The sequence below is a fragment of the Huijunlia imazamoxiresistens genome, assembly GCF_037132455.1.
In the GTDB taxonomy this organism is placed as follows: Bacteria; Bacteroidota; Bacteroidia; order Chitinophagales; family Chitinophagaceae; genus Flavisolibacter; species Flavisolibacter imazamoxiresistens.
Genome location: NZ_JBBBEI010000003.1, coordinates 184,144 through 208,803 on the forward strand (window position 1 = coordinate 184,144; position 24,660 = coordinate 208,803).

At 57.9% G+C, this 24,660-nt stretch carries 14 protein-coding genes, 1 other RNA gene and 1 pseudogene; 7 read left to right on the forward strand and 9 right to left on the reverse strand.

The window, feature by feature from the left end; translation table 11 throughout:
• Positions 1-315: 315 nt before the first annotated feature.
• From V9K67_RS04590 to V9K67_RS04620, 7 genes are all read right to left on the reverse strand, one after another.
• Complete coding sequence (locus tag V9K67_RS04590; protein WP_336720418.1) at positions 316-1,740, reverse strand: TlpA family protein disulfide reductase; 1,425 nt, start codon at positions 1,738-1,740, stop codon at positions 316-318.
• Positions 1,741-1,962: 222 nt separating this feature from the next.
• Positions 1,963-3,633 (reverse strand): sodium/sugar symporter, encoded by a 1,671-nt coding sequence (locus V9K67_RS04595; protein ID WP_336720419.1) that lies wholly within the window; start codon positions 3,631-3,633, stop codon positions 1,963-1,965.
• A 288-nt stretch (positions 3,634-3,921) separates the two neighbouring features.
• Positions 3,922-6,108, reverse strand: coding sequence for a glycoside hydrolase family 43 protein (locus V9K67_RS04600; RefSeq protein WP_336720420.1), 2,187 nt, complete (start codon positions 6,106-6,108; stop codon positions 3,922-3,924).
• 178 nt (positions 6,109-6,286) lie between these two features.
• Positions 6,287-7,186 carry a BT_3044 domain-containing protein gene (locus V9K67_RS04605; protein WP_336720422.1) on the reverse strand — a complete coding sequence of 300 codons (900 nt, stop codon included), beginning with the start codon at positions 7,184-7,186 and terminating at the stop codon, positions 6,287-6,289.
• Positions 7,187-7,218: 32 nt separating this feature from the next.
• Positions 7,219-9,216, reverse strand: a complete 1,998-nt coding sequence (locus V9K67_RS04610; RefSeq protein ID WP_336720423.1) for a RagB/SusD family nutrient uptake outer membrane protein — start codon at positions 9,214-9,216, stop codon at positions 7,219-7,221.
• An 18-nt stretch (positions 9,217-9,234) separates the two neighbouring features.
• A complete protein-coding gene (locus tag V9K67_RS04615) occupies positions 9,235-12,339 on the reverse strand; it encodes a SusC/RagA family TonB-linked outer membrane protein (protein ID WP_336720424.1) in 3,105 nt (1,034 codons plus the stop codon).
• A 55-nt stretch (positions 12,340-12,394) separates the two neighbouring features.
• On the reverse strand, positions 12,395-13,762 hold the full coding sequence (locus tag V9K67_RS04620; RefSeq protein ID WP_336720425.1) for an IPT/TIG domain-containing protein: 1,368 nt from the start codon (positions 13,760-13,762) through the stop codon (positions 12,395-12,397).
• Positions 13,763-14,462: 700 nt separating this feature from the next.
• On the opposite strand from V9K67_RS04620, the gene V9K67_RS04625 reads away from it, so the two are divergent.
• Entirely contained in the window at positions 14,463-15,545 is a 1,083-nt protein-coding gene (locus V9K67_RS04625) for a heparin lyase I family protein (RefSeq protein ID WP_336720426.1), read from the forward strand.
• Positions 15,546-15,762: 217 nt separating this feature from the next.
• Here the strand turns inward: V9K67_RS04625 and V9K67_RS04630 are convergent, their stop codons facing one another.
• Positions 15,763-17,835 (reverse strand): TonB-dependent receptor plug domain-containing protein, encoded by a 2,073-nt coding sequence (locus tag V9K67_RS04630; protein WP_336720427.1) that lies wholly within the window; start codon positions 17,833-17,835, stop codon positions 15,763-15,765.
• A gap of 365 nt (positions 17,836-18,200) precedes the next feature.
• Here V9K67_RS04630 and ssrA point away from each other — a divergent pair.
• Positions 18,201-18,572: a transfer-messenger RNA gene (ssrA, locus tag V9K67_RS04635) on the forward strand.
• A gap of 146 nt (positions 18,573-18,718) precedes the next feature.
• Here the strand turns inward: ssrA and V9K67_RS27255 are convergent.
• Positions 18,719-19,077: pseudogene (locus V9K67_RS27255) on the reverse strand (hypothetical protein).
• On the opposite strand from V9K67_RS27255, the gene V9K67_RS04640 reads away from it, so the two are divergent.
• The 5 genes from V9K67_RS04640 to V9K67_RS04660 all read left to right on the forward strand — a co-directional run bounded on the left by V9K67_RS04640 (position 18,980) and on the right by V9K67_RS04660 (position 24,579).
• A complete protein-coding gene (locus V9K67_RS04640; RefSeq protein WP_336720428.1) occupies positions 18,980-20,017 on the forward strand; it encodes a hybrid sensor histidine kinase/response regulator transcription factor in 1,038 nt (345 codons plus the stop codon). The pseudogene V9K67_RS27255 and the gene V9K67_RS04640 overlap by 98 nt on opposite strands.
• 90 nt (positions 20,018-20,107) lie before the next feature.
• Positions 20,108-20,965, forward strand: coding sequence for an AraC family transcriptional regulator (locus V9K67_RS04645; protein WP_336720429.1), 858 nt, complete (start codon positions 20,108-20,110; stop codon positions 20,963-20,965).
• A 31-nt stretch (positions 20,966-20,996) separates the two neighbouring features.
• Positions 20,997-21,794, forward strand: a complete 798-nt coding sequence (locus tag V9K67_RS04650) for an SDR family NAD(P)-dependent oxidoreductase (RefSeq protein ID WP_336720430.1) — start codon at positions 20,997-20,999, stop codon at positions 21,792-21,794.
• A 216-nt stretch (positions 21,795-22,010) separates the two neighbouring features.
• Positions 22,011-23,849, forward strand: coding sequence for a UbiD family decarboxylase (locus tag V9K67_RS04655; RefSeq protein ID WP_336720431.1), 1,839 nt, complete (start codon positions 22,011-22,013; stop codon positions 23,847-23,849).
• A gap of 109 nt (positions 23,850-23,958) precedes the next feature.
• Positions 23,959-24,579 carry an alpha/beta hydrolase gene (locus V9K67_RS04660; RefSeq protein ID WP_336720432.1) on the forward strand — a complete coding sequence of 207 codons (621 nt, stop codon included), beginning with the start codon at positions 23,959-23,961 and terminating at the stop codon, positions 24,577-24,579.
• Positions 24,580-24,660 lie beyond the last annotated feature (81 nt).

The following is a 24,660-nucleotide window of genomic DNA, read 5'->3' on the forward strand; positions in this document are numbered from 1 at the left end:
ACAAGCGGGTAAACAATAGAAGAATAAAGAGAAGGTCCGGGGGCTGGGTCCCGGCCAGGCGGGAACAGAAAAATAGCGGCACAGCCCTTTACCCGGTTTCGGGGGACTGCGGAGGGGGAGCAGGCAATTCATACGGCAATATTTTTAACGGCAACCGTCCGGACGACTGGGTCCGATGGATTGACACGGCAATGTTAGCCGATGAACGTGCAGCAGGGAGGGGAGAAAATTGTAAAAAAGGGGGTGTTTTTCAGACCGGCGTAAAACCTCTCCCCGGCCCCCGCTTGCGGGGGCCGGGGAGAGGTTTTACGCCCACTACAACAGCAGCTTATCCAGCAATTGCTGCAATTCAGGGTCTCCGGGGCCGGGCGCATCGGCATGGATGATCTTTCCTTCGCGGTCGTAGAGCAGGTAGCGGGGAATGGCGGTCAGCCCGATCTGCCGTGCCAGGGCGGCGTTGTGGTGGTTCACCAGCAAATAACTGGTACTGCTGTCGGCACGCAGGTCCGACAGGCGGCGCTGCCAGGGGGCGGCATATTTATCCACCGATAGGCCCAGGAACGCGATCTTTTCCGAAGGATATCTTTTTTTCAGTTCCTGCAGGGCCGGCATGGCCTCGATGCAGGGCAAACACCAACTGGCCCACAGGTCCACCAATACGTATTTGCCTTTGTGCCGGGAAATTACTTCTTCCAGGCTTTTTTTAGTTTTGCCGTCCGCTGCCAGGAGCTCATTGGGCAGAACAGGGCTGTTTTTAGCAAGGGACCGCTGCTGCCGGATAGAACCGGCAATGATCTTTCGGTAGTCCCTGTTGTAGGAATAGCGGCGGTAGCGCCTCCGGTAGCGGGCAGAGATGTCTACTCCTGCATTGCTGGCCCGGTACAGGAGGCGGCTCAGCAAATAATCCCTAACAGGACCTTTGAAGGTGGCCGCCACCGTGTCAAAGCTCGCCTGAAAGCCGCCCTGTTCCGCCCTATTGCGCATACCCGAATCATACAGCCAGTCATGCAGCTCGTTGGCGTTATTTTGAACATTTCTATTAAACTGGCTGACCTTCTTTACCTGGTTTACTTCCGGCAGCAACGCTTTCAGCTTATACCGGTAGGCCCCATGCGCCAGCAGGGTATCGCGGTACGTCAGATACAGGTCCAGGACAGACAAATCATAGCGGTTGCGGGCATAATCCCTGGTCAGTTTTTTGAATTTCGGGCTCACCTGGTAAGCGGTACAGAGCGAATCCAACAGCCGTTGGGAAGCGCTTTCGGCACCGGCCACCTGCTCTTTCAATTCCTGCTCCATCCCCAGGAGGGTCAGGTAACCGCAATTGGGCAAAAAGGGATACCCCGGTTTTTTCTCCCGCTCGAAGAAGGTTTTCAATACCAGCAGTTCCCGGTCGCGCAGCTTGTTTTGCGAAGCGGTGGCGAACGTCGGCACATAATTCTTTTCGGTAACCAAAATATGCTCGCCGGGATAAACCAGAAACTCCCTTCCGTCTCTCATGAAAAAGGTCGGTCCCGCCACAAAGGCCGTTACCTCCTGCCCGGGGAGGAGTTCTACTATTTCCGCACAAGGATAAGCGAGTCCCTTCACGCCCGGATAGATCACCCAATGTGCCCGGGAGAAGGTGTCCGCAAAAACAGAACTGTCGGCAGAAAAATAAACCGGCTTTAACCCTACAAGGGTGCGGCAACTGCAGGCGGCCAATAACAGGAACAAAAGAATGGAAGCAAACGGTTTCATATGCCTGGGATTAAACGAAAGAATGATTAGGGATAATTTCGTGCAGGAGAACAGCAGCCGGCTGGCTGAGGGCAAATCTATGCTCCAATTGCCCTATCTGCAATAAGCATATCCCCTGATTTTCCGGGTAGGGAACTAAAAAAGCACCTTGTGGAAACAAGGCGCCTTAAACAACTGATTGATGCGTATGAACAGAAAGAATTCGGAGGGACCAGCGGTCCGCTACCAGTAAATAGTGTACAGGGCCGCCAGGATGCCGCAGATGATCAGCGAGCCTACGGCAAAGGAAGGCGAGGGACGGAACAGGCGGGTGTCCACCTCCAGACCTTTGGGCTCGCGGCCGGGCCGGGACTCGGCCAAGCTAATGACCCACATGCCGGCGATACACAGCACGAACACAATACCCATGCGGTCCAGGAAGGGGATCTCGTAAACGCCTTCGGCATTGCGCACCGAATAGCCCATGGAAAAGAGCCCCGAAAGATCCAGGAATTTCGGCAGGAATTTCAGCACCAGCGACATCCCGAAACCGCCGATGGTAGCAAACATGGCCGCGTTGGAAGTGGTCTTTTTCCAGAAAAAGCCCAGGATAAACATGGCGAAGATGCCCGGTGATACAAAGCCGGTGTATTCCTGGATGTACTGGAAACCACCCTTTTTGTCAATGCCCATGAAGGGGGCCACAATCAGGGCCAGCACCATGGCTACTACTACGGTCGCACGGCCGATCCATACCAGCTTCTTGTCATCGGCTTCGGGATTGATTTTCTTTTTATAAATATCCAGGGTAAAGATGGTGGAGATGGAGTTGCATTTACCGGCCAGCGATGCCACAACGGCAGCGGTGAGGGCGGCGAAGGCCAGGCCTTTCAGGCCGGCAGGTAGGAGGTTCAGCAGCACGGGATAGGCTTTGTCGGGGTTGATCTCCCCTCCCTGCATCATCTGCGCAGCGAACACATCCTGCTTGAATAATACGTAGGCCGCAATGCCGGGGATCACCACGATCAGGGGCATCAGCAATTTCAAAAAAGCGGCAAAGAGCAAACCGCCGCGGGCCGTTTTCAGGTCGGCGCCCAGGGCGCGCTGGGTGATGTACTGGTTACAGCCCCAGTAGTTCAGGTTCACGATCCACATGCCGCCCAATAAAACGGTCAGGCCGGGCAGGTCCATGTAGTTCTCGTCGCCCTGGCTGAGGATCATGTGGAAGTGGTCGCCGGCTTTTTCCTGTAATAAATCAAAGCCGGCCAGTACGCCGCTCTGGCCATTGTGCTCCGCCACCAGGTTGAGGGCTAAGTAAGTCGTGGCCAGACCACCCAGGATCAGGAAAAATACTTGAATGACATCCGTATACCCGATCACTTTCATGCCTCCCAGGGTAATGAACACCGCCGGTATGGCCAGGATGGCCATACATACAAAGAGGTTAATGCCCGAAATAGAGGAAATGGCGATGGCGCCCAGGTACAAGATGGAGGTCAAATTCACCAGCACGTACAGCAGCAGCCAGAACACGGCCATGATCATGGAGACGGTGGAATTGTACCGCTGCGAGAGGAACTGGGGCATCGTATAGATCTTGTTCTTTAAATATACGGGGATAAAGAACAGGGCGACGGCAATTAAGGTAATGGCGGCCATCCATTCATAGGTAGCAATGGCCAGGCCCATTTTAAAGCCCGAGCCGGACATGCCGATGAATTGTTCGGCGGAGATGTTGGAGGCGATCAGCGAGGCGCCGATGGCCCACCAGGTCAAAGAACCTTCGGCCAGGAAATAGTCTTTTGTAGAGGTCTGCTCTGTTTTCTTGCGCCGGTACACCCACCAGCCGTACAGGGCCACGATCAGGAAGTAAGTGAGAAAAACAACGTAGTCGGAGGTTTGGAGCATTTTCATAAGCAGCGAACCGGGGTTTTAAGGGTATAAGTGTTTTGAGAAGGCAAATTAACCCCGGAAAAAGCCAACCGACAGGGGGACAATTAGCATAAAAGAGGGAGAGATTGGGATTTCGGATGTCGTCTCGCCCCAGGCGAGAGGATTTCGGATCCCCTTGACAATCGATGGGTTCTTTCCTCTGTGGAAATGATCGATAAACGAAACAAAAATGCCCCCGGATCACGGAGGCATTTTTTAATGTAAAACACTTTCTGCTGTCAAGGGGATCCGAAATCCGACATCCGAAATCTATTTCACGGCCTTCACGCCCTCATGGGTGGGAATGACCTGCCTGATGCTGCCGTCGGCATTGAACTCCATGCGGTCGATGCAGACCTCGCGGTTGAAGCCGGCCGCGTCGCCCATGGTAATGCCCTTGGGATAGTTGAAGCGGTGGTACACGATATACCATTCGTCGCGGCCCGGCACCTGGATGGTGGAATTATGACCCGTGGCATAAATGCCGGCTTCTTTGTTTTTGGCAACCACCAGGTTGTTGGGCGGAACGCTGATTTTTTCCAGCGGCCCCGAGGCGGTGCCGTAGCGTACCTTGTAGTTCTCGCTGCGGGTGTCGTCCTCCGACCACAGGAAATAATAGGTGCCCTTGCGGTACAGCACATGCGTACCCTCGCGGAACGTGCCGTCGGGGGTCAGTATTTTGGTGGTGCCCCCCTTCAGGGATACCATATCGTCGTTCAACTCCGCTCCTGCCATGTAGCCGTTGCCCCAGTACAGGTAGCTTTTGCCGGTTTGGGGATCGGTGAATACGTCTGGATCGATCTGCTGGCCGCCGGATACGCCCTCGGGCCGCGCATCCACCAGGGGTTTGCCCGAGTCCACGAAGGGACCGGCCGGGTCGTCGGCCACGGCCACCCCGATCTTCTGGGCGGCGGTGAAGTAGTAGAAATATTTGTATTTGCCATCGATCTTCTTCTCGATGATGCAGGGGGCCCAGGCATTTCGGTTGGCCCAGCTTACGTTCCTGGGCAGGTCCAGGATCACGCCTTCGTCCTTCCATGTTTCCAGGTCGGCGGAGGAAAAGGCTTTAAAATAGGTGCCCGACCAGCCGGTAAAGCCGTCGCTGGTGGGATAAATATAAAAGCGGCCGGTTTTCTCGGAATACAGGATATCGGGATCGGCATAAAAGCCTTCCAGCACCGGGTTGCGGGCCACTTGGGCGGTCACCGCGTAGGTCTGCGCCTGCCGGCCTTCCAGGGCCAGGGTGTAATTCACGGGGCCTTTGGCAAAGTTGCGGGCGCCTGCGGGGCGCATGCCCACGCCGGGCACCGTGCTGAACTGGGGGTCAAAGGAGGCCAGGTTGGTCCCGGGCTTCACGGGCAGGAACAGTTTTTTGGCGGCCGTATCCCAGGCAACGTTGCCTTTTTTAATGGCAGGGGCAGCGGCGGCGGGCGCCACGTCGGCGGCCGATCCCCACTGGCGCACCAGCCTGGCCGATTCTTCGGCGGTGATGGGCATCACCGTACCGTGGCGGGGATGGAAGTTCATGCTCACCTCCTGGTCGACCACCTGGAAGTTTTTGAGGTCCTTGGTTTTGGTAAACTGATAACGGCCGCTGGTGTACATATCGTACATCAGGATATAGCCGCTGCCGTCATTCAGCGGGAAGGTGCCGGCGCCTTCCACCGGCCGGTTGGTCTGCTGCACGTAATCGGGGCTTTGCATCGTGTAGCCGCCGGTGAGCCGGTCCGACACGGCGATCTTTATGCCCGGGTGGCGGTCTTCGGTTTTGAAAAACAGGTAATACTTCCCGTCTTTTTTCACAATATCGCCGTCGATACAGGCGGCATTATCGGGACTTTGAAACAACTGCTTCGGCTCGCCTTCCAGGTCGGTAAAGTCCTTGTTGGCATAGGCGTAATAAATTTTGTCGGGGTCCTTTCCGTACTGCAGGGAGAAGTAGACCAGGTATTTGCCTGCCTGTTCGTCAAAAATGGTCTGCGGCGCCCATACTCTTTTGAGTTCTTCCTGGCCGGGGTATTTCTTCTGGATATTCACCACCGAGGAGGTCCAGTTAATAAGGTCGGTGCTTTTCAGCAGCACCATGGCGCGGTTGGAGCTCCAGCCGTTGGCGGAGACCATGTCGGTGGCCACCATGTAAAACGTCTTGCCGTCGGCACCCCGGATGATATGCGGGTCGCGGACGCCGCCGGTGGAGGCGATGGTTTCGGAAGACAGGATCGGGCGGTTGCCGTTGAGGGCCCGGAAGTTGTAGCCGTCGGGGCTCAGGGCAAAGCGGATCGCTTCTTCTTCCTTGCGGTTGCCGGTAAAATAGGCGAACAGATAGGCGCTGTAGGGGGCCCGGGCCTGTTTCACGGCCGGACGGCTGTTTTTGGCGCCCGCCCATTGAGTGCCCTGGGCAAAGGGGGCCAGGGGGCTGAGGCCCAGCAGGAGCAGCAATGCGTTACGGTAGTTCATAAAAATGCAAATCAGGTTATGGTCAATAAATAGCAGGTACGGAACGAAGGCGCAAATTACGCGGGAAGACGGAACAAAAGCGGGGCTAAATGGTATTAAACGGGGGCTAAATCGCCACTTGGCCCAAAAAGACAGGCGGCCCCGGGGGAGCCGCCTGCTGCGTTTTGGTTGCGGGACCCTATATGCCGCTTTTGGTAAACTGTCCTTTAAACTGCTTGGTGACGCTGCCCTCCTGGTAATTGTACCAGATGGTGAAGGTGGCGGTCGCTCCATCGTAGGTGCCGCCGCTGGCCGAGAGCACCAGGCTGCCCCAGGGACTGACCGTCAGGCTGTTGTCCGCATTCACGGTGGCCGTTACCCCGCCGGCGGCCACGTTGGCCATGCTTTCGGTGGTCGCCAGGTGAAAGAAGCGCACCGTATTGTGGTTGATGGCCTTCATCGTCCGGCCCAGCGACAAGGAAGCGGTATCCCTGACGGCGGCATTGTTAAAAGTATAGAACCGGCCCGTTGCCTGGTAGGTGCCCGAATAAGCGTTGTACAGGCGGAACGAGAACAGCAGCACCGAGTCGGTTTTGCGGATGGCGATATAGTCCGGATCGGACACGGACCCGATCTTGAAGGTCAGGGCGTACAATGAATCGGGGTGCAGGCCGGCGGTTTTGATCGCGATCGGCAGGCGGCCGTAGGTAGCGCCCCGTTTGAGCGGCACGGTAAAATCGGGGATCGCATACGACGCGCTGTTCAACAGGCTGTATTTGATGTCGGTGGGTTTGTACAGGTACATGCTGTTGTACTGTTTCACCGACTCGCCCCCGGCTTCCTGCACCTGGGCCGTCAGGTCGCGGTCGATAACCAGGCTGCCGCCCGTGGCTACGGAAATATAGGTGGCCGCCGTATCGCCGGCCCCGGATTTATAGGGCAGGTTCACCACCTGCATTCCTTCGTTGCTCGACTGGTTGGCGCCTACGAGGTACACGCTTTTGAGGTACTGTTCCGAATCCAGCGGGCTTTCCAGTTTTTCACAGCCGCCAAGGGAAAGGGCCAGGCCGATGATGCCTAAATATGTTACTGCTTTCATGTTTGATCAGGTTACAATGAATGAAATAAGGATTACCAGCTGGGGTTTTGCACCAGTTTGGAATTCTTGTCCAGGGCGTTTTTCGGAATAGGCCAGAAGTACATTTTAAAGCTCCAGTTCCGGCGGGTCAGGGCGTTGCTGATGGTGGTGCGGGTAAAGAACTGCTGCCGCTGGCTGCTGGTGGCTACCACGTTCATGCCCGTCACCGGCACGGAATACGCCTCGGGCGCATCCAGCCACCGACGCAGGTCGTGGTAGCGGCGGCCTTCGAGGGCAAACTCCACGCGACGCTCCGCCTTGATGGCGGCCCGGATGGTGGCGGGGCTGGCCAGCTCCTCGGCGCTCATGCCCGGAAGTCCGGCCCGGAAGCGCACCCGGTTGACGGCGGCGGCGATCTCCGCTACGTCCCGGCTGACGGTAATGGAGGAGACCGTGTCGGTATACGCACCGCTCATTTCGTTCAGCGCTTCGGCATAATTCAACAAGATCTCGGCATAGCGGAAGACCGGGAACACCTTGGCCATCACCGAGCCGGTCTGCGACATGTTGTCGGCAAAGTGGTTGTACTTGATGCCGGTATAGCCGGTATGGTTGTAGTCGTTGGGACGGGTATTCACCGGGGCGGTGTTGCCGTTGGAATAATAAGTGATCTCCACGTTCTTGATGTTGGCGGTGCTGCCGGTATAGGAAGTGCCCTTCCAGTACGAGTGGTTGAAGCCGATGGTGGCGTAAAAGCGGGCCTCGCGGTTGTTGTACATCCGGGGGGTGTTGGCCACCAGCTGCACATCCGAGATGTTCTTGGCGGTGCCGATGGTCAGGGAGGCGCTGGCAGCGTCGGGGTACGGGAAGGCGGCGCTGGAGTTGTTGATGTCGCGGCCGTCCTTCATCTTATAGGCGTCCACCAGGTCCTGGGTGATGTTCAACCCGTTGCCCCCGCCGATGTGCGAAGGCGACGACAGCCAGAGCGGCGAATCGCCGGCGGCCGGGTTCACCCTTGTGCACCAGATCACCTCGGGGTTCGAAGTGGCCGGCACCTCGCCGATAAAGCTGTATTTGTACGAACGGTACGGGTCGATACCGCCGGCCCCGTTGGGATAAGGGGCCGTGGGCACGTTGGGTGCCAGCGGGTCGGTCGTCGCCTTGTCGAAGGGGTAGGTATACAACTCGTAGCGGCCGGTTTCCATCACCCGTTTGGCGGCAGCGGCGGCCCTCCCCCATTTGCTGTTGTCGGCTGTTTGGGAAATGAACGGTTTGCCATCCGACCGCTTCCAGTTGGCATAGGAAGGGTTGCCGTTGTACATAGGGCTGGCGGCGGTCAGCAGCACCCGGGAGAGCACGGCCAGCGCGGCGCCCGTGGTGGGGCGGTACACTTCGGAAAGCGCGTCCTTGGATACCGGCAGGTAGGTGTAGGCCTTTTCCATGTTTTTGACCACGTAGTCCACGCAGTCGTCATAGGTGCTTCGCTCCTGCACCATGGATGCGGCATCGCCGCCCAGGTCCAGCAGTTCGTCGGAAGGGATCACGGCGGGGCCGTACTGCTGGAGCAGCAGGTACATAAAATAGCCGCGGAAAAAATACATCTCGCCCAGGTATTCGCGCTTCTGGGTCAGCGACAGCTCCTTGCATTCGTCGATGCGGGCCAGCACGGTATTGGCCTTGCGGATGCCCTTGTACCAGGTGCCGTAGTTGTTGAAGTAGGTGTTGGCCGTGTAGGGCGTTATTTCTCCCAGCAGGAACTTGATGCCGGCGTGGCGGTCGTCGTTCCACGAGGTGAAGTTCTCGTCCGACGCTCCCTGGAAGGGCGCCCAGCTATTGGTCCACAGGCGGCTTTCACCGGGCAGGTAGGAGGCGATGCCGTTGATGTACTGGCGCAGGCGTTCCTGTTTGGCAAAGACCGTATCCAGGTTCACCATATCGTAAATGTATTCGTCCACGTTGAGGTATTCTTTTTTGCAGGAGCTCCCTCCCACTGCCAGCGCCAGGGCGGCCAGCGAAGCAAAGAATGCCGATTTCAGGTTATTTCTAGTCATGGCGGTAATGCGTTGCGGTTATTTAAAGTTTACATAGAGTTGGAGCGTATAGGTCTTTTGCAGCGGGTAGGCGGCACCGTTGCCGGAAGCCTGTTCGGGGTCCCACAGCTTTACGTTGTCCCATACGGCCAGGTTGGCGCCGAGCAGGCTGATGGTCACGGCGCTGATGGCTTTGCGCTTCAGCCAGTCCGATTCCCAGCGGTAGTTGATCTCGGCATTCTGCAGGCGCAGGAAGGAGGCATCGGCCAGCCAGAAGGTGGAGGCCCGGTTGTTGTTGGGGTTATCGCCATAGGTCAGCCGCGGGAAGCGGGCATTGGGGTTCTCGGCCCCTTCCTTCACCGATCCGCTGGCGGGGATCCAGCGGTTGGCCGGATCGGCCACGATGCTGAGCACGTTACCGGTAGCGCCGCCCGAGAAGGGATAGTAGCCGGCGCCGCCCAAAAAGTAGCTCACCTGCGAATTGCGGTTGAACAGGGCGCTGGCCGACCACTTTTTGTAGTTCAGGGCCGCGGCAAAGCCGTAGATGATTCGCGGGACGTTGGAATAGTTCAGGGGCACTACGTCGTCGGTATTGATGATGCCGTCGCCGTTGACGTCCTTGTACTTGATGTCGCCGGGCAGGTAGTTGGTCATGAAGGTCTGGCGGGGGCTGCTGGCGATGTCGGCCTCGTCCTTAAACAGGCCCAGGGCCACCAGTCCGCGCTGCACGCCCCAGGGCACGCCGGTAAAGGACTGGTAGGGGAAGTTGATGCCGGTCTGCTCGTAATGGGTGACGCGGTTGCGGGTAAAGGTAAAGTTGCTGCGCAGCGTCAGGCTGAAATCCTTTTTGATGGCCTGCGTGTAGGCCACGGTACCGTCGGCGCCCCAGCTTTTCATGGAGCTGGTGTTCACCCAGGGCACTTGGGGAGCGCCCACTTCTTCGGGAATGGACACGCGGCTCTGGTAAATATCCTCGGCCTTGGTGCGGAAGAAATCTACCGTCAGGTCCAGGGCATTGCGGAACAGCTTCATTTCCAGGCCCAGGTTTTCCTTGGTGGAGGTCTGCCATTTCAGGTCGTCGGTGCCGATCTTGGTTTCCGACAGGGTGCCGCCCCAGTCGTTGCTGCCGCCGGAGAGGATGGTCTGGAAGGGAAAGCGTACCAGCTGGTTGCTGCTGTTGCGGATCTGGGAGTTGCCCACCTGGCCCCAGGAGGCGCGCACCTTGAAGTGGTTGAGGAAGGGCAGGTGGTCCCTGGTCCAGCCGTACTGGGTGGGTACCCAGCCCAGGGAGAGGGCGGGGAACAGGCCGTACTGCTCGCCGGGCTTGAAGTTTTCCGAACCCGAATAGCCGACGTTGCCTTCCACCAGGTAAATATCCTTGTAGGAATAGGTGGCGCGGGCCGACACGGCCTGCAGGCGCAGCGGGATGATGCTCATGTAGGGCAGCTCGTAAGCCCCCACGTTGGAAGTGACGTCTTCCTGGCGGTAGGCATGCACCAGGCCGGAAACGTTGTGCACGCCGGCAAAGCGGCGGTTGTAGTTCAGCTGGGCTTCCATGTACATGCTGCGGTTGATGCCGGCGGTCTGGCCGTAGCCCGGGGTGGAGCTGTTCACCGTGCGCATGGTCACCAGGCTGCCGTCGTTGGCGCGGCCCATGGCCCGGAACGATTCGGCGCCGATCACGGCCCGGGTGGCGTCGTTGGAGCCGGTGTAGGTCCAGGAGAATAGGCCCCGTGCGGTCAGGCCGGGCGTAATGAATTTGAGGTCCTGCTCCAGGGCGGATTTGGCATTAACGGTATTGGCATTGGTTTTCCGGAAGCCGGTATAGTTCAGCAGGAAGTAGGGCGTCAGGTCGGTACCGTTCTGGCCGAAGGCCGCCAGCTGGCCGTTGGAAAACCGCACCGGCACGCTCACCGGCGTAATGTTGGCCTGCGAGGACCACAGGTAGCTGTTGTCCGTAGCAAAGGCCGGGGCGCCCTGCATCACGATGGCGTCGTCGAGCAGCAGGGAGAGCTTGGTGGTCCGGGTCAGGTCCACGTCCACGTTTGCCCGGAAATTGTACTTTTTATAATTGGTATTGACGTCGTACTGGGTCACCGACTTGTCCTGCTTGAAGGTGCCTTCCTTGTTGAGGTAACCGAGACTCATATAGTAGCGGGCGTTGGTGCCGCCGCCGGAGATATTGAGGTTGTACTGGTCGTAGCGGGCACGGTCTTTCAGGATCACGTCGCGCCAGTTGACGTTGGGGTACAGGTCGGGGTCGAGGCCGGTTTTGAAGAGCTCCAGCTCCACGGGAGAATACACGGGCGCAAAGCCGCGTCCGGTACGGGCCTCGTTGGCCAGCTTCGCATACTCGTAGGCATCCACGTACTCGGGCATGCGGCCGGCCTGGGAAACGGTGGTGTTGGCCCGGAAGTTCACCTTCAGCGAGCCGGCCTTGCCGCGCTTGGTGGTGATGACCACCACGCCGTTGGCGCCCCGGACGCCGTAGACCGCGGTGGCGGAAGCGTCCTTGAGAATGGCGAAGCTTTCGATGTCGGAAGGGTCGACGTTGTTGAGGTTTCCTTCCACCCCGTCGATGAGGATGAGGGCGGCGGAAGAGGCGCCAAAGGTGCTGATGCCGCGCACCCAGAACTCGGCGAAGTCGTTACCGGGTTCGCCGCTGCGGGTAACGGCGATGATGCCCGGCACGCGGCCGCCCAGCATATTGCTCACGGAAGTAGCCGGCAGTTGCAGCTCTTTGACGTTGACGGAGGTAACGGCGCCCGTGGTGGTAATTTTCCGCTGGGTGCCGCGGCCCACCACCACCACTTCTTCCTGGTCGTTCACCTTTACCTCCATGGCCACCTTCAGCTTGTCCTTCGACTCGAAGACGGGCAGCTCGTAGGGTTTGAAATTCACGTGCGAGAAAACGACCACCGAGTTGGCGGGCAGGTTTTGCAGGCGGAAACGGCCTTCTTCGTCGGAGGTGGTGGCTTTGGAGGCGCTGCCCTGCAGGGCGATGGTGACGCCGCCGATCTCTTTGCCGTTGACGTCCATCACCGTGCCGGAGATGGTGATCGTGCCGCCGGCCTGCGCCCATACGGCCCCGGGCAGCAGGGCGATGCAGGCCAGGAGCAGGTATATGTTGAGTAACTTTTTCATTTTGGGAATGTGTGTTGGGTAAAAATTCTTTTGGGGATCAAAGGGGAACGCTTCTTTATTCGATGGCCAGCTTGCGCAGGGTGACGCCCCAGCTTTCACCGATAAAGTAGTTGTCGCGGTCGTCGGCGCAGATGCTGTAGGGGTAGTTCATCTGCGATTCCAGGGGCAGGCCGTTGGTAAAGCCGAACACCCCGATCACCCCGGCGATGCGGGACACGTAGCCGGAGCCCCGGTTGATCTTGCGCACCGTGTTGTTGTTGGTATCCATCACGTAGAGGTTGCCTTCGCTGTCCACCGACATGCCGCCCGGGCTGTTGAACTTGGCTTCCAGGCGGGGGCCGTCCACCGTGCCCTGGCTGGAGCCGGCATACAGCTGCACGTTCTGGCCGTCCTTGCTCACCTTGTAAATGTTGTGGATGTTTTGTACGCCGAAGAAGAAGCAGTCGTCCACCGGGCTGTATACCATGTAGTTGTAGTCGGCCGCGCCCACGGGGCCGCAGGTTTCGTTAAGCACCTGCACGTTGGAGGGGTTGGCCAGCTCCAGGCGGCCGAACACGCCGTTGCGGTCGCGGAAGTAGAGCCACTGCTCGGTATCGTCCAGGGCGGCGGCCACGATGGTGCCCGCCACGGCGGTGCCGTTGGTGCGGTAAATGCCGGAGGAGAGCACTTCCGGCGCCCACAGGTTTTCCTTTTTGTACTGGATCACTTTATGCGGAGCGGTATATTCAATGGCGTAGAGGCGGTTGCGCTGCTGGTTCATGGCGGGCTGGCCGGCGCCGAAGCCCGTTTGCAGGGTGGTGATCTTGTTGTCGTTCATGGAGATGTAGCGGACGGTGCGGTTCAGCATTTCAAAGGAGATCACCTCGTCATTGCCCAGGGCGGCCAGGCCAAAGGTGCGCTGGATGCGGCCATCGGCCAGCGAGCCGTCGACGGAGCCGGCCACGCCCGTCAGTCCCACCACGTTGGAAAGGCTCTGGGCCACCACGTACTTGAAGGTTTTGGTGGTGACGACGGAGTCCTTGCCGATCTTCACCTTGATGCGGTTGTTGCCCCCGTTCTGCTTGGGCACCAGCACGTAAATGTTTTCGCTGTTCATGTTCACGATCGGGGCTTTGCGTTCCTTCTCGTTGTCGATGAAGTAGACCCGTACCAGGGCGGTGTCGGAGCCGAAGTTGGCGCCCTGGATCATCACCTTGGTGCGGATGCCGCCGGAGTCGGACGTAAAGCTGTTGACGGTGATGGGGAGGTTGGGATTGTAGGGCGTTCCCTGGGCGTCTTCCTGGGCGTTCTTGTCGCAGGAAGTCACCGCCAGGCCGGCCAGGAACAGGGCCGCCAGGGTTCGGAGCGGTGCGCCGAAAAGGCGCCGGGCGGCGGAGGGGGCGGCCGCCCTCAGGGGCCGCAGGCTGCTGATTTCTCTTTTCATATAAGCAAGTATTCTTTGTGGGGAATAGGCCTTCCCGCGCTCGTTGCGGGACGGCGTTTTGATGTGCGGGGTGTTTTTCAAAGGCAGCAGCTCCCCTTACACCCGGCAATGCGGATGGCGATAGCCGGCCTATGCCGAACCCGGCCTGCGGAGCGATGGGGAAAGACGGTTCCACCTGGTGGCGGGTCGTCCTTACCCGGAAAAGAAGTGAAACGGGAAACAGGGACATCTGGGAAACGCCCCGGTGGCGGGGCCGTACAGCTCATAGCAATTTTGGTAGATCATACAACCGGATTTATCGTTTTCCGGGTCCCTCTACCCCCAGCCGTTAGCGGCCGGTTCGTTGGACCCGTTAGCAAATTAGCGGCAAGGGCGCCGGGCGGGCGGGGAGAAACCGATAAAAAAGGGGGACGAATCCGTATTTCCCCTTAGAAACCCCTCTTTGTATGATTTACCCCCCGTCTTAAAGGGGCCGCATCCATCACCTGATCAATTATTTATATGTAAAGTTTTCCTACCTTGTAGCCCTGAGCCTGGTGGGCCTGCCAGAATAGCCCCCGGCTCCTGGTACACCGGCCCCGTCTGGAAACAGCCCTTTCCCAAAAACACTTCCGCAGCTGTGCTGCCTTCCGCCCTTCCGTAAGCTTCCCCGGCCTTATGGCGCAACTACCAGTTGTTCCTATAAAAAACCAGTATGCATATGAAAAGATGTACCTTTCTATTGCTGTGGATGGTCCTATGGGCCGCCCACCGTACCTGCCCCCAGCCCCAGGCGGCCCCCAAAAAATCGTCGGGGGTCCTTTTCTCAGAAGATTTTGAAAGCGGGAAAAAATTCACGGGCCAGACCCTGCAGATCTCCACCGATTACGGGTTCACCATCGTGGGCAAGCCCTCTTATGCGGGCGACAGGGCCGGCCGCTGGGAGCTGCGCGATAAGGACCCCATGGCCAGCGACGGCACCCGGGCGGAGGTGTTGTTCGACGAAAAGTACCGGCTGAAGGAAACCTGGCATTCCTTCGCGGCTTATTTCCCTTCCGACCATTACCGGCCCGACGACGATGACGAGAGCATCAACCAATGGCACCAGGGCGGGGAGTACGGTACGCCCATGATGACGGTTCGGACCGTGAACGGAAGGCTGAAGGTGCAGCGGCGCTCGGCCAGCGGTCATTATTATACGGTCTACGACCTGGGAAAGATCCCCTACGACGAATGGGTGACCTTTGTGATCCACCTCCGCCAGGACGTCAAAAACGGCATTTTCCAGTTGTGGATGAACAGTAAGAAAAAAATGGATTTCCGGGGCCCCACCATGTACAAGGGGCCTTACGGGCGCTGGAAGATCGGCATCTATAAAAGTGACTGGAACAAGAAAGGTACCACGGAGACCCGCAAACGAATATGGTATGTGGACGAAGTAAGGTTCGGGAATGCCAGGGCCTCCTATGCAGAAATGAAAGTGACGCCTAAAGGCAGCGGGAAGGCGGCGGCGGCCCCCATTGCCGCGGAGCTGCCCGAAGAGGAACAAACAATGGTCATTACTACGCCCCGGTTGCTTCTCTACCCCAACCCGGCCCCCAAAGGTTCGGTGCTGACGGTGAATACTTATAGCACCGTCCCTTACCGCCTGCTGGTCGCCGATGGTGGCGGCCGGGTGGTTTATACTACCTTCTTCAGCGGTACGACCCGCCTGTCCACCGCCGGCCTGCCGCCGGGCCTCTACATCCTGAACCTGTTTGGGTCGGGGCAGGTAAAGCGGCAAAAGTTCCTGGTAACCCACTAAGGTGGCCGGAACAGGGGCCGGAGCAACCAATCCGGCACCCTGCCGGAAGCATCGATAGCCAGGGGAACGTCCGGGACTTACAACTGGTGCGTAAACCCAAGCAACAGGTTCACGGAATTGGTTTTAATTGCATTGTTCCCGTCGGCCGTCCCGGGACGAACATTTGCCGTGGTTATCTGGCGCAGGTGGCCTTATTTCGTTCCTGCAAATTAGGGCCTTACCATTCGTACCGCCATTGCAGTCCCAGGTTGCGGCCCGGTTCCCGCACGCCGATGGATTTGATCAGGGATAAGTGGTTGTAATAAGCAATGTCAAAAATGTTGGTGCAAAAGGCCGTCACCTTCCAGCGCTGGTGTTTGCCCATCGGCGGCAGGGCGCCCACGAAAAGATCGGTCAGCACAAACCCGGGCGTGGACGACTCGAAGGCCGCTACCCGGTCCTGTTGGCTGTTGGCAAAGAGCTCCACCCGGGCATACAGCTGTTGCCAGTGGCCCCAGCTTTCCTTTTTAAAGGTCAGGCCTGTATGCAGCTTGGCCGGTGCTGTATAGGGCAGGTCACCGCCCCCTTCCTGCAGTTTTCCCCGCATATAGCCCCCGGTGACAAAGCCTTCCAGCCAGGGCAGGTGCCGCGGCTTCAGCTCCAGGCTTACCTCGGCTCCCATTATCCGGGCATCCTGTTGCCGCCAGCGGTAAATGCGGAACCTGCCTACGCTTTCGGCCGTCGGGGCAATGTAGATATAATTCCGAAGGCCGTTCCAGTAGCCGTTCAGCGACAGTGCCACCCCCGGCCGTTCCCATTGCAGCGACAGGTCGGCCTGCAGGTTGCGTTCCTGGTCCAGGCGGTTATCGCCCACCTCGAAGCGATAGGTGCCTTCGTGCACGCCAAAGGCAGCCAGCTGGGCATAGTTGGGGGCGCTGTAGCCGTTGGCCAGGTTCCCTTTCAACCGCCAGGAGGAGTTGAGGTGATAAACGGTGCCCAGTGAAAAGGATACCGGTGTAAACGAACGCTCCAGCTGCTGGCCGGGCCGTGGCACGACCGGGTGCAGGGTATCCGCCACCGGTGCCGGGGTTTTTCGCAATTCCATGTGGTGCCGGTCTACCCGCAGGCCGGACAGGAAGCTCCAGCGGGCGGTATTCCACTGGCCGAGCAGGTAGCTGCCGGTGGTGCCGATGCGGGCGTCGGGCACCAGGATGCGGCTGCCCGTGTTGCCATTGTTTTGGTAAAAGCCCTGGACGCCCACCGTCAGGCCGGCGGCCCGTTGTTTGGGCGTCTGGAACTGCACGTCGGCGGTAAGGGTGGACAGGTCGAGGCCCACGCCCAGGTATTTTGATTTGGGCGTGGCGCCGGGCTCGAACTCCTTGCGGCGGTTGAACTGGTAGCCCGCGTTGACCAGCAGGGCCGAGCCGCCCAGGGCAAACTGGTGCTCGGTGCTGAGCACATGGGTCATCACGTCCTGGTAGGGCGCTTCCATTTCGTAATCCCGCTCCTCCTTCATATTGGGATTGTTCACCAGCTCCAGGCTTTCGTCCTCGATGATGCCCAACAGCTGCTGGTAACCGTTATAGGTTAGCTGGTGAAACCCTTTTTCGCTGCGGGTGCCGACAAAGGCTTTCAGGGCGCCGCTGGTGTATTTCGAGTTAAAGGCCAGGGGCTTGTCCTCCTCCCCTTCGCGTCCCTGCACGTAGTTGGCATGGACCTGCACGCTGCCGTTCAGGGAATAATAAAAATGTTCCGAGCCCTTGCGGACGCCGGCGGCCACGTTTCCGCCCATGCTGTTGCCGAAAAAGGCGTTCTGTACATAACCTTTGGCCTTTTCGGTTACGGGTGGGGGTTGTTCCGAAAAGACCAGGGCGCCGCCCATGGCGTTGGGGCCGTAGAGCAGGGCTGCCGGGCCGCTGACGATCTCCACGCGGTCGAAGCCGTTTTCCGAAATGCCGAGGTCGTGCCGGTCGTCCCAGGTCTGGTTGTCGAGCCGGGTACCCTGGGCGAAGAGCTGGATGTGGTTGAACGACAGGCCGCGGAGGGCGGGCTTGTTGATGCCGCTGCCCGAGGAAATGCTGCTGAGCTGAGGCAGGCGGGAAAGGTGGTGCATCAGCAGGGGCCGCGGCGCTTCCTGCAATTTTGCCAGCCGCACCTGCTGCAGGGCGAAGGGTGTTTGGCGGTAGAGCTGCCGCCGCAGCGCCGCTATGGTGACCGTATCAAATGCCCGGTACCGGTCGGGGTCTTCGATTTTTTGGGAAAAGGCGGAAAAGGCGTCCAGGAGCAAAAGGGCAAGTAGTGTTTTCTTCATGGCCATAGCGTTGAGCTGTTGGTAAAATCTTTTCTCGGGAAGGGGAAGATAAGCGTTTTTAGGAACCGGCAATACCCCTGCTGCCGTGCAACGCCCCTGCCAACAGGCGAAAAGCAACTGCTAAAAAGAAGAAGCCTGAAGGGCTTCATCGTACATAGCCCGGCAACCTCCAAACATTTGCTTGAAGGGCGGCCTGGGCCCAACAGGCTGCCAGCCGGAAATCTTTTAAGAAGATGGAAAGTTTTTTTTATTAAATCCTTTACAGGATTTCTGGTGATAGTTCGTTAAGTTTGCTGTCCGGTTCCGATAAAAAGGGCCGGGAGCTGTCGGGAAACCGACAAGATCCTCGAAAGGGAACATCAATTGGGGGTGCTTGGTTTTGACAGCATAGGTCTTTGAAAGTGTAAGCATGCCGAGCGTTGGATAATTAGCTCGATAATCTGAATATTCAAACTTCAAATGGCGAATCTACTTACGCCATGGCTGCCTAATTAGTAATTAGCGCACCCATTATGGCCGAGACCACCCTTTAGCTTTTCGGGGAGTCTCCGCTTAATCAAACCTCGTAAAAGCTGCTGCAACGGAAGGCTGTGACCGTTGCTTAAGACCATTCAGCTAAGGAAGATGTTGGTTTGTCCTGTCCCGGCACCTTCCCGACAATTAATTCAGGAATAAGCATGTAGAAAGCTTTTGGGGAATATGTTTGGACACCGGTTCGATTCCGGTCACCTCCACTAAAAAGCCTGTAAGTCAAACACTTACAGGCTTTTTGCATTTTAGCAGCAGTTCAATTAAAAGCAAGATGCGGCTAATCGGGGTGCGCTATACGGTGCGTTCACCGAAGTCTGACATCCCCTGATCCCTAAGGATTGAGCGATCTTAATCAGGGCTTCAGGTAGCGGCTTTCCGGAGGTCCGAGATAACTGGATCGTGAACCGCCCGTGCTGATAACAAATTTCTGAAAGGCAACACCGGGATCTATCATCCAGATTTTAAGCGAGTGCCCCCCCGGGGTGTTACTTTATGCGTGGATTGTTTCTTCTTGATGTGATCTGCTACCGAATTTGCCCACCACGCTGCATATTCATAGTCCGGCTTTTTCTCCCCTTCATGCATATTAATAATTTGCGGTTCTTCTTCATCGATGGAAGAGCACGAGCTGCACCTGCAGCCCTCGGAAGGCGAGGTGGTGGCCTTTGCCCGGGAGGTTACCGACTCGTTCCGCGACCTGTCCGAACGCAAACAGATCCACCTGCTGTTTGAAAGCTCCCTGGACCGGCTGTACACGGCTTTCGACCGCGACAAGCTCGAACGGACCCTGTTCAACCTGCTGTCCAATGCCTTTAAGTTTACCCTGACTGGCGGCACCATCCGCGTTGCACTGGACCCGCTGCTCCCGGCAACTGACCCGGGGCGCACCTGGGTATCCGTAAAGGTCAGCGATACCGGCATTGGCATCCCGGAAGACAAAAAACAAAAGATCTTCGATCGGTTTTTCCAGGCGGATAGTACGGCCGCGGTGTTGAACCAGGGCAGCGGCATCGGCCTGTCCATTACCCGGGAATTCGTACACCTGCACGGCGGCACCATAGCGGTAGACAGCGAACCAGGCAAGGGCGCCACTTTTACTATCCACCTGCCCTTTACGCCCCTGGCCGAACCGCCCCTGTCCACTGCCGAACCGGTATCCTTCCTGGCAGAGGCCGAACGGGAAGCCCTGCCTGAACCGGCAGAAAACCTGCCGCCGCCCTCCGCCGAGCCTACCGCCCTTCCGGCCATTTTACTGGTGGAGGACAACGAGGATTTCCGCTTTTACCTCAAGGACAACCTGAAAGCCCATTACAAGGTATACGAAGCCGCCAACGGCAAGGAAGGCTGGCAGAAAGCCCTGACGCACCACCCTCAGCTGATCGTCAGCAGTTCGCTGTACAACAAGCTGCTGGCGCTGACGGGCCAGAAGCCGGTGGAATATATTCGCTCGGTGAAGCTCGACAAGGCGGCCGTTTTGCTGGAAAAGAGCCACCTCAACATCGCCCAGGTCGCCTACTCAACCGGCTTTGCCACCCCCACTTATTTCGCTAAAGCGTTCAAGGTCAAATTCAATATGCTGCCTTCCGAATACATGACCCGGATGCGGAAAGAACCGCAAAGCGTGCAGAAAAAGGAAAGCGGGATGGAGTGAGCTGGCTTCGGCACCCTTTCCCGATCCGCCCCTGCTGCAAATGACCAGCCTGGCCTTTTAAACAAACCAAATTGACCGTTTAAACCATTAATGCTTTCATTGGATCAACGACCTTTGCCTTATAAATCGAGAGCGATGGCGAGCGGTAACGATATACAGGTCCTGCAAAAACCCATCATTCTTTTCAATGATTACGGCAGCGCGTTTAAAGAAGGGGAAGCCTTTGTTACCGATCATATATTCAGCTATATCGTCTCCGGTATCCAGGAAGTATGGTCGGGCAATCAAACCCATGTTTTCAAGGCGGGGGACTACCGGTTCTTCCGAAGAAACCAGCTGACCAAGTATGTAAAACGCCCGGGGCAGCATGGATTCAAATCGGTTGCGGTACATATCGACCAGGGAACCGTCCGGGAGATGGCAGAAGTGTATGGGCCTTCGGAAAAGCCGTACCCTGGAAAGAATATTGAGCTGCTCCCGCCCAATGCATCTTTGGAAAGTTATGTAAACAGCCTGGCCCCTTATGGCAACCCACCGGGTGCTTACGGAGAAGCGCTTGTGGCTTTAAAAGCCAAAGAACTGGTACTGCTGTTGCTGCAGGCCCGCCCGGTACTCAGGCATGCCTTGTTTGATTTTACTGATCCCGGAAAAATAGACCTCGTGTCCTTTATGAATACACATTACCGGTATAACGTGGGACTGGAGCGCATGGCTTTTCTTACGGGGCGCAGTTTATCCACCTTCAAAAGAGATTTCCAGAAGGCGTTTAATACTACAGCCGGCCGGTGGCTTACCCAACGGCGGCTGGAAGAGGCGTACTACCTGATCGGCCAAAAAGGTAAAACGGCATCAGAGATCTATTTAGATCTTGGTTTTGAAGACCTGTCTCATTTTTCATTCGCTTATAAGAAAGCTTACGGAAAGGCGCCCTCCCGGGGGAGGCTTTAACGAAACATATTCACCTATAAATCATCTTATCATGGATTACAAATTAGCGGGCAAGCGCGCGCTGGTCACAGGTTCCAGTGCCGGCCTGGGAGCAGCTATTGCCCTTATGCTGGCAACGGAAGGCGTACATGTGATCGTGCATGGACGGAATGCAGATCGGACCAATGCTGTAGTACAGCAAATCATTGAAGCGGGCGGATCCTCGGAAGCTGCATTGGGGGACCTCGCCACCGATGAAGGGGCGGACCATGTAGCCCGGCTGGCCCTGGCCGGCGGCCCGGTAGACATCCTGGTCAACAATGCCGGCTTTTATGCACATACTTCCTGGTCAAACACGTCCTGCCAGGACTGGCTGGACGTTTATAATGTGAACGTGATCTCGTATGTACGCATGATCCAGCGCATTGTGCCGGCGATGAAACCACAGGGTTGGGGAAGGGTCATCAATATTGGCGGCGGCCTCGGGATACAGCCTATTAATGACCTGCCCCATTACAATGCCAGCCTGGCCGCCCGCCATAATCTGAGCGTATCTCTTGCAAGACAGCTGAGTGGCACCGGCATTACGTCCAATGTAGTGGCGCCCGGCGCCATCATGAATGGAGGTGTGGAGCAATGGCTGCGCCAGGCAGCGCCTCAAAAAGGTTGGGGAACCGAGCTCGGGGAAATGGAACGCCTTGCGGTAAAGGAGCTGGTTCCCAATGACGCCGGCCGGTTCGGCAGGCAGGAAGAAGTGGCCGCCGCAGTGGTTTATCTTGCCAGCCCCTATGCCGATTATGTCAGCGGTGCGCTGCTGCGCGTTGATGCCGGCACTGTTCGCAGTATTTAGATTTTTCCGATGCAAAAGAGCTTACCGCTTCCCTTTTCCTACCCTAAAAACTGGCCGCATAATAAAGCCCCGGCCCGGGTGGTCCCCTGGGACGGGGATTTAGCCGCCGGTCCAGGAGACCAGGCCGGAAAATGAATAAAGACCCTTATTTCTCCAGCCATTACTTTTGCGGCGATACATTACTATTTTCCTACTTAATCCCAATCTGGTTTGGCTATGGGTTATCGTTCAATGGAGGAATGCCTGATTGACCTGGAAAAACATGGGCACCTGGTACGCATCAAGGAAGAAGTGGACCCGCACCTGGAAATGGCGGCCATCCACCTGCGGGTACACGAAGCAGGCGGCCCCGCCCTGTTGTTTGAGCGGGTAAAAGGTTCCCGGTTCCGGGCGGCCTCCAATATTTTCGGAACGCTGGAGCGCAGCAAATTCATCTTCCGCGACACGCTGGAGAAAGTCCAGCGGCTGCTGGAGCACCGCAGCGACCCCGTCCAGGCCCTCAAACACCCTGTCCGCAACTTCTCGCTGGGCCTGGCGGCTTTAAAAGCCCTGCCGCTGAAGAATCCCTCCGAAAAACCCATCCTGCACCAGCAGATCCGCATATCCGACCTGCCCCTGATCCATCACTGGCCCATGGACGGCGGCGCCTTCGTGACGCTGCCGCAGGTATATACCGAGGACGTCGACAAGCCGGGCATCATGAAAGCCAACCTGGGCATGTACCGCATCCAGCTGACCGGCAACGACTATGTGCCCGACAAGGAAATAGGCCTGCACTACCAATTGCACCGCGGTATCGGCGTGCATCAATCCAAGGCGACCCAACAGGGACAGCCGCTCAGGGTAAGCTGCTTTGTGGGCGGTCCCCCTTCGCACACCCTGTCGGCCGTCATGCCGCTGCCCGAAGGCATCAGCGAACTGACCTTTGCCGGCCTGATGGGCGGGCGGCGCTTCCGTTACCTCTATGAAGAAGGCTTTTGCCTCAGTGCCGATGCCGACTTCGTGATCACCGGCCTGGTGCATCCCGGTGAAAACAAGCCCGAAGGACCCTTTGGCGACCACCTGGGCTACTATAGCCTGACGCACCCCTTCCCGCTGATGAAGGTGCATAAGGTCTATGCCCGGCAGAATGCCATCTGGCCGTTTACCGTAGTGGGCCGTCCGCCGCAGGAGGACACTTCCTTCGGGGCACTGATCCACGAGATCACCGGCAACGCCTTAAAAGACGAGATCCCGGGACTGAAAGAAGTGAACGCCGTGGATGCCGCCGGGGTGCACCCCCTGCTGCTGGCGGTGGGCAGCGAACGGTATACGCCCTATATGCCCACCCGGCAGCCGGCGGAGTTGCTCACCATCGCCAACCACGTCCTGGGTACCGGGCAGCTCAGCCTGGCTAAATTCCTGTTCATTACCGCCGGCGAGGAACAACAGGTGTCGGCCCACCACATCGAGCCGTTCTTCCGCTACCTGCTGGAACGCTTGCACCTGGACCGCGATATCCATTTCCATACCCACACCACGCTCGACACGCTGGATTATTCCGGAACGGGCCTGAACAGCGGCAGCAAAGTGGTTTTTGCCGCCTATGGCGCCAAGGTGCGGGAACTGTGCACCGAAGTGCCGCAGGCCTTGAAGGAGTTACAACAGTTTTTCAACCCGCAGCTGTGCCTGCCGGGAGTGGTGGCGCTGCAGGCGGCGCCCTTTGTATCGTACGAGGCCGCTGAAAAAGAAGTGGCGGCGCTGGACAACCAGTTAAAGGAAAACCTGGCCGCCCTGGAATCGGCGCCCTTTATTGTACTGTGCGACGACAGCTCGTTTGTCAGCCAGACCCTCAATAACTTTTTATGGGTGGCCTTTACCCGTTGCAACCCCTCCCACGATATTCATGGAGTGGCGGCGTTTACCCGCCACAAGCACTGGGGCTGCCGGGGGCCGCTGGTGCTGGACGCCCGGGTAAAACCCCACCATGCCCCTCCGCTGGAGAAAGATCCCGCCGTGGAAAAGCGGGTGGACCGCCTGCTGGAAAAAGGCGGCAGCCTGCAGGGAATTCTGTAAGTCATCCCCCCGCTTCAAACAATCCGCGGTTACCTGGCGCTCTTTGTTCTGAACGCCGCGGTTAACGGCCAATTTTACCAAGGTAGCCGCGGCACTGTATTACCAGTCGATGGGCATCAACGCCTTTGTGGTCTGGCACCGGCTGCCGGCATCGCCGGATTTAGTCAGTCCGGAAAAGGCGCCCTTGCAGGATATTCAACGGGCGATGCGGATGATCTATGCCAACGCGGCCAAATGGGGCATCGACCCCAAACGGGTCGGGGTGTTCGGCACTTCCGCCGGCGGCCATGGCGCATCCACCTTAGCCACCCACCCCGAAGACGTCAGCGCCATCGGCGATGCGCTGGATCCATTCCCCTACAAACCTGCTTTTTCGATCCTGCTTTCCCCCGTCATCTCGTTTAAGAACGGCATTGTTCACAAAGGCAGCAGGGACCGGCTGCTGGGCGCCCATCCTTCGGCGGAACAAATCAACACCTATTCCAACGAAACCAGGGTGACCAAGGAAACCCCTCCTGCTTTGCTGCTCCACGCCCATGACGACAATGCGGTCTCGCCTTTAAACAGCGTGGTGTATTACCAGGCGCTGAAAGCGGCCGGCGTTCCCGCCTCGCTGCACATCTTTCCCCAGGGCGGGCACCGGTTAGGCATGGAGAACAACCCCGGCTCGGCTGCCCTGTGGCCGGCACTTTCGGCGCAATGGCTGAAGGAGATGAAATTCATTCCATAGGCTACTGCTGCGCCGATCGCCGCATTTACGGGTCGCATTACCGGCGGGTCATGCTTCGGCACCTCCTCCGGTGGTTTTGCA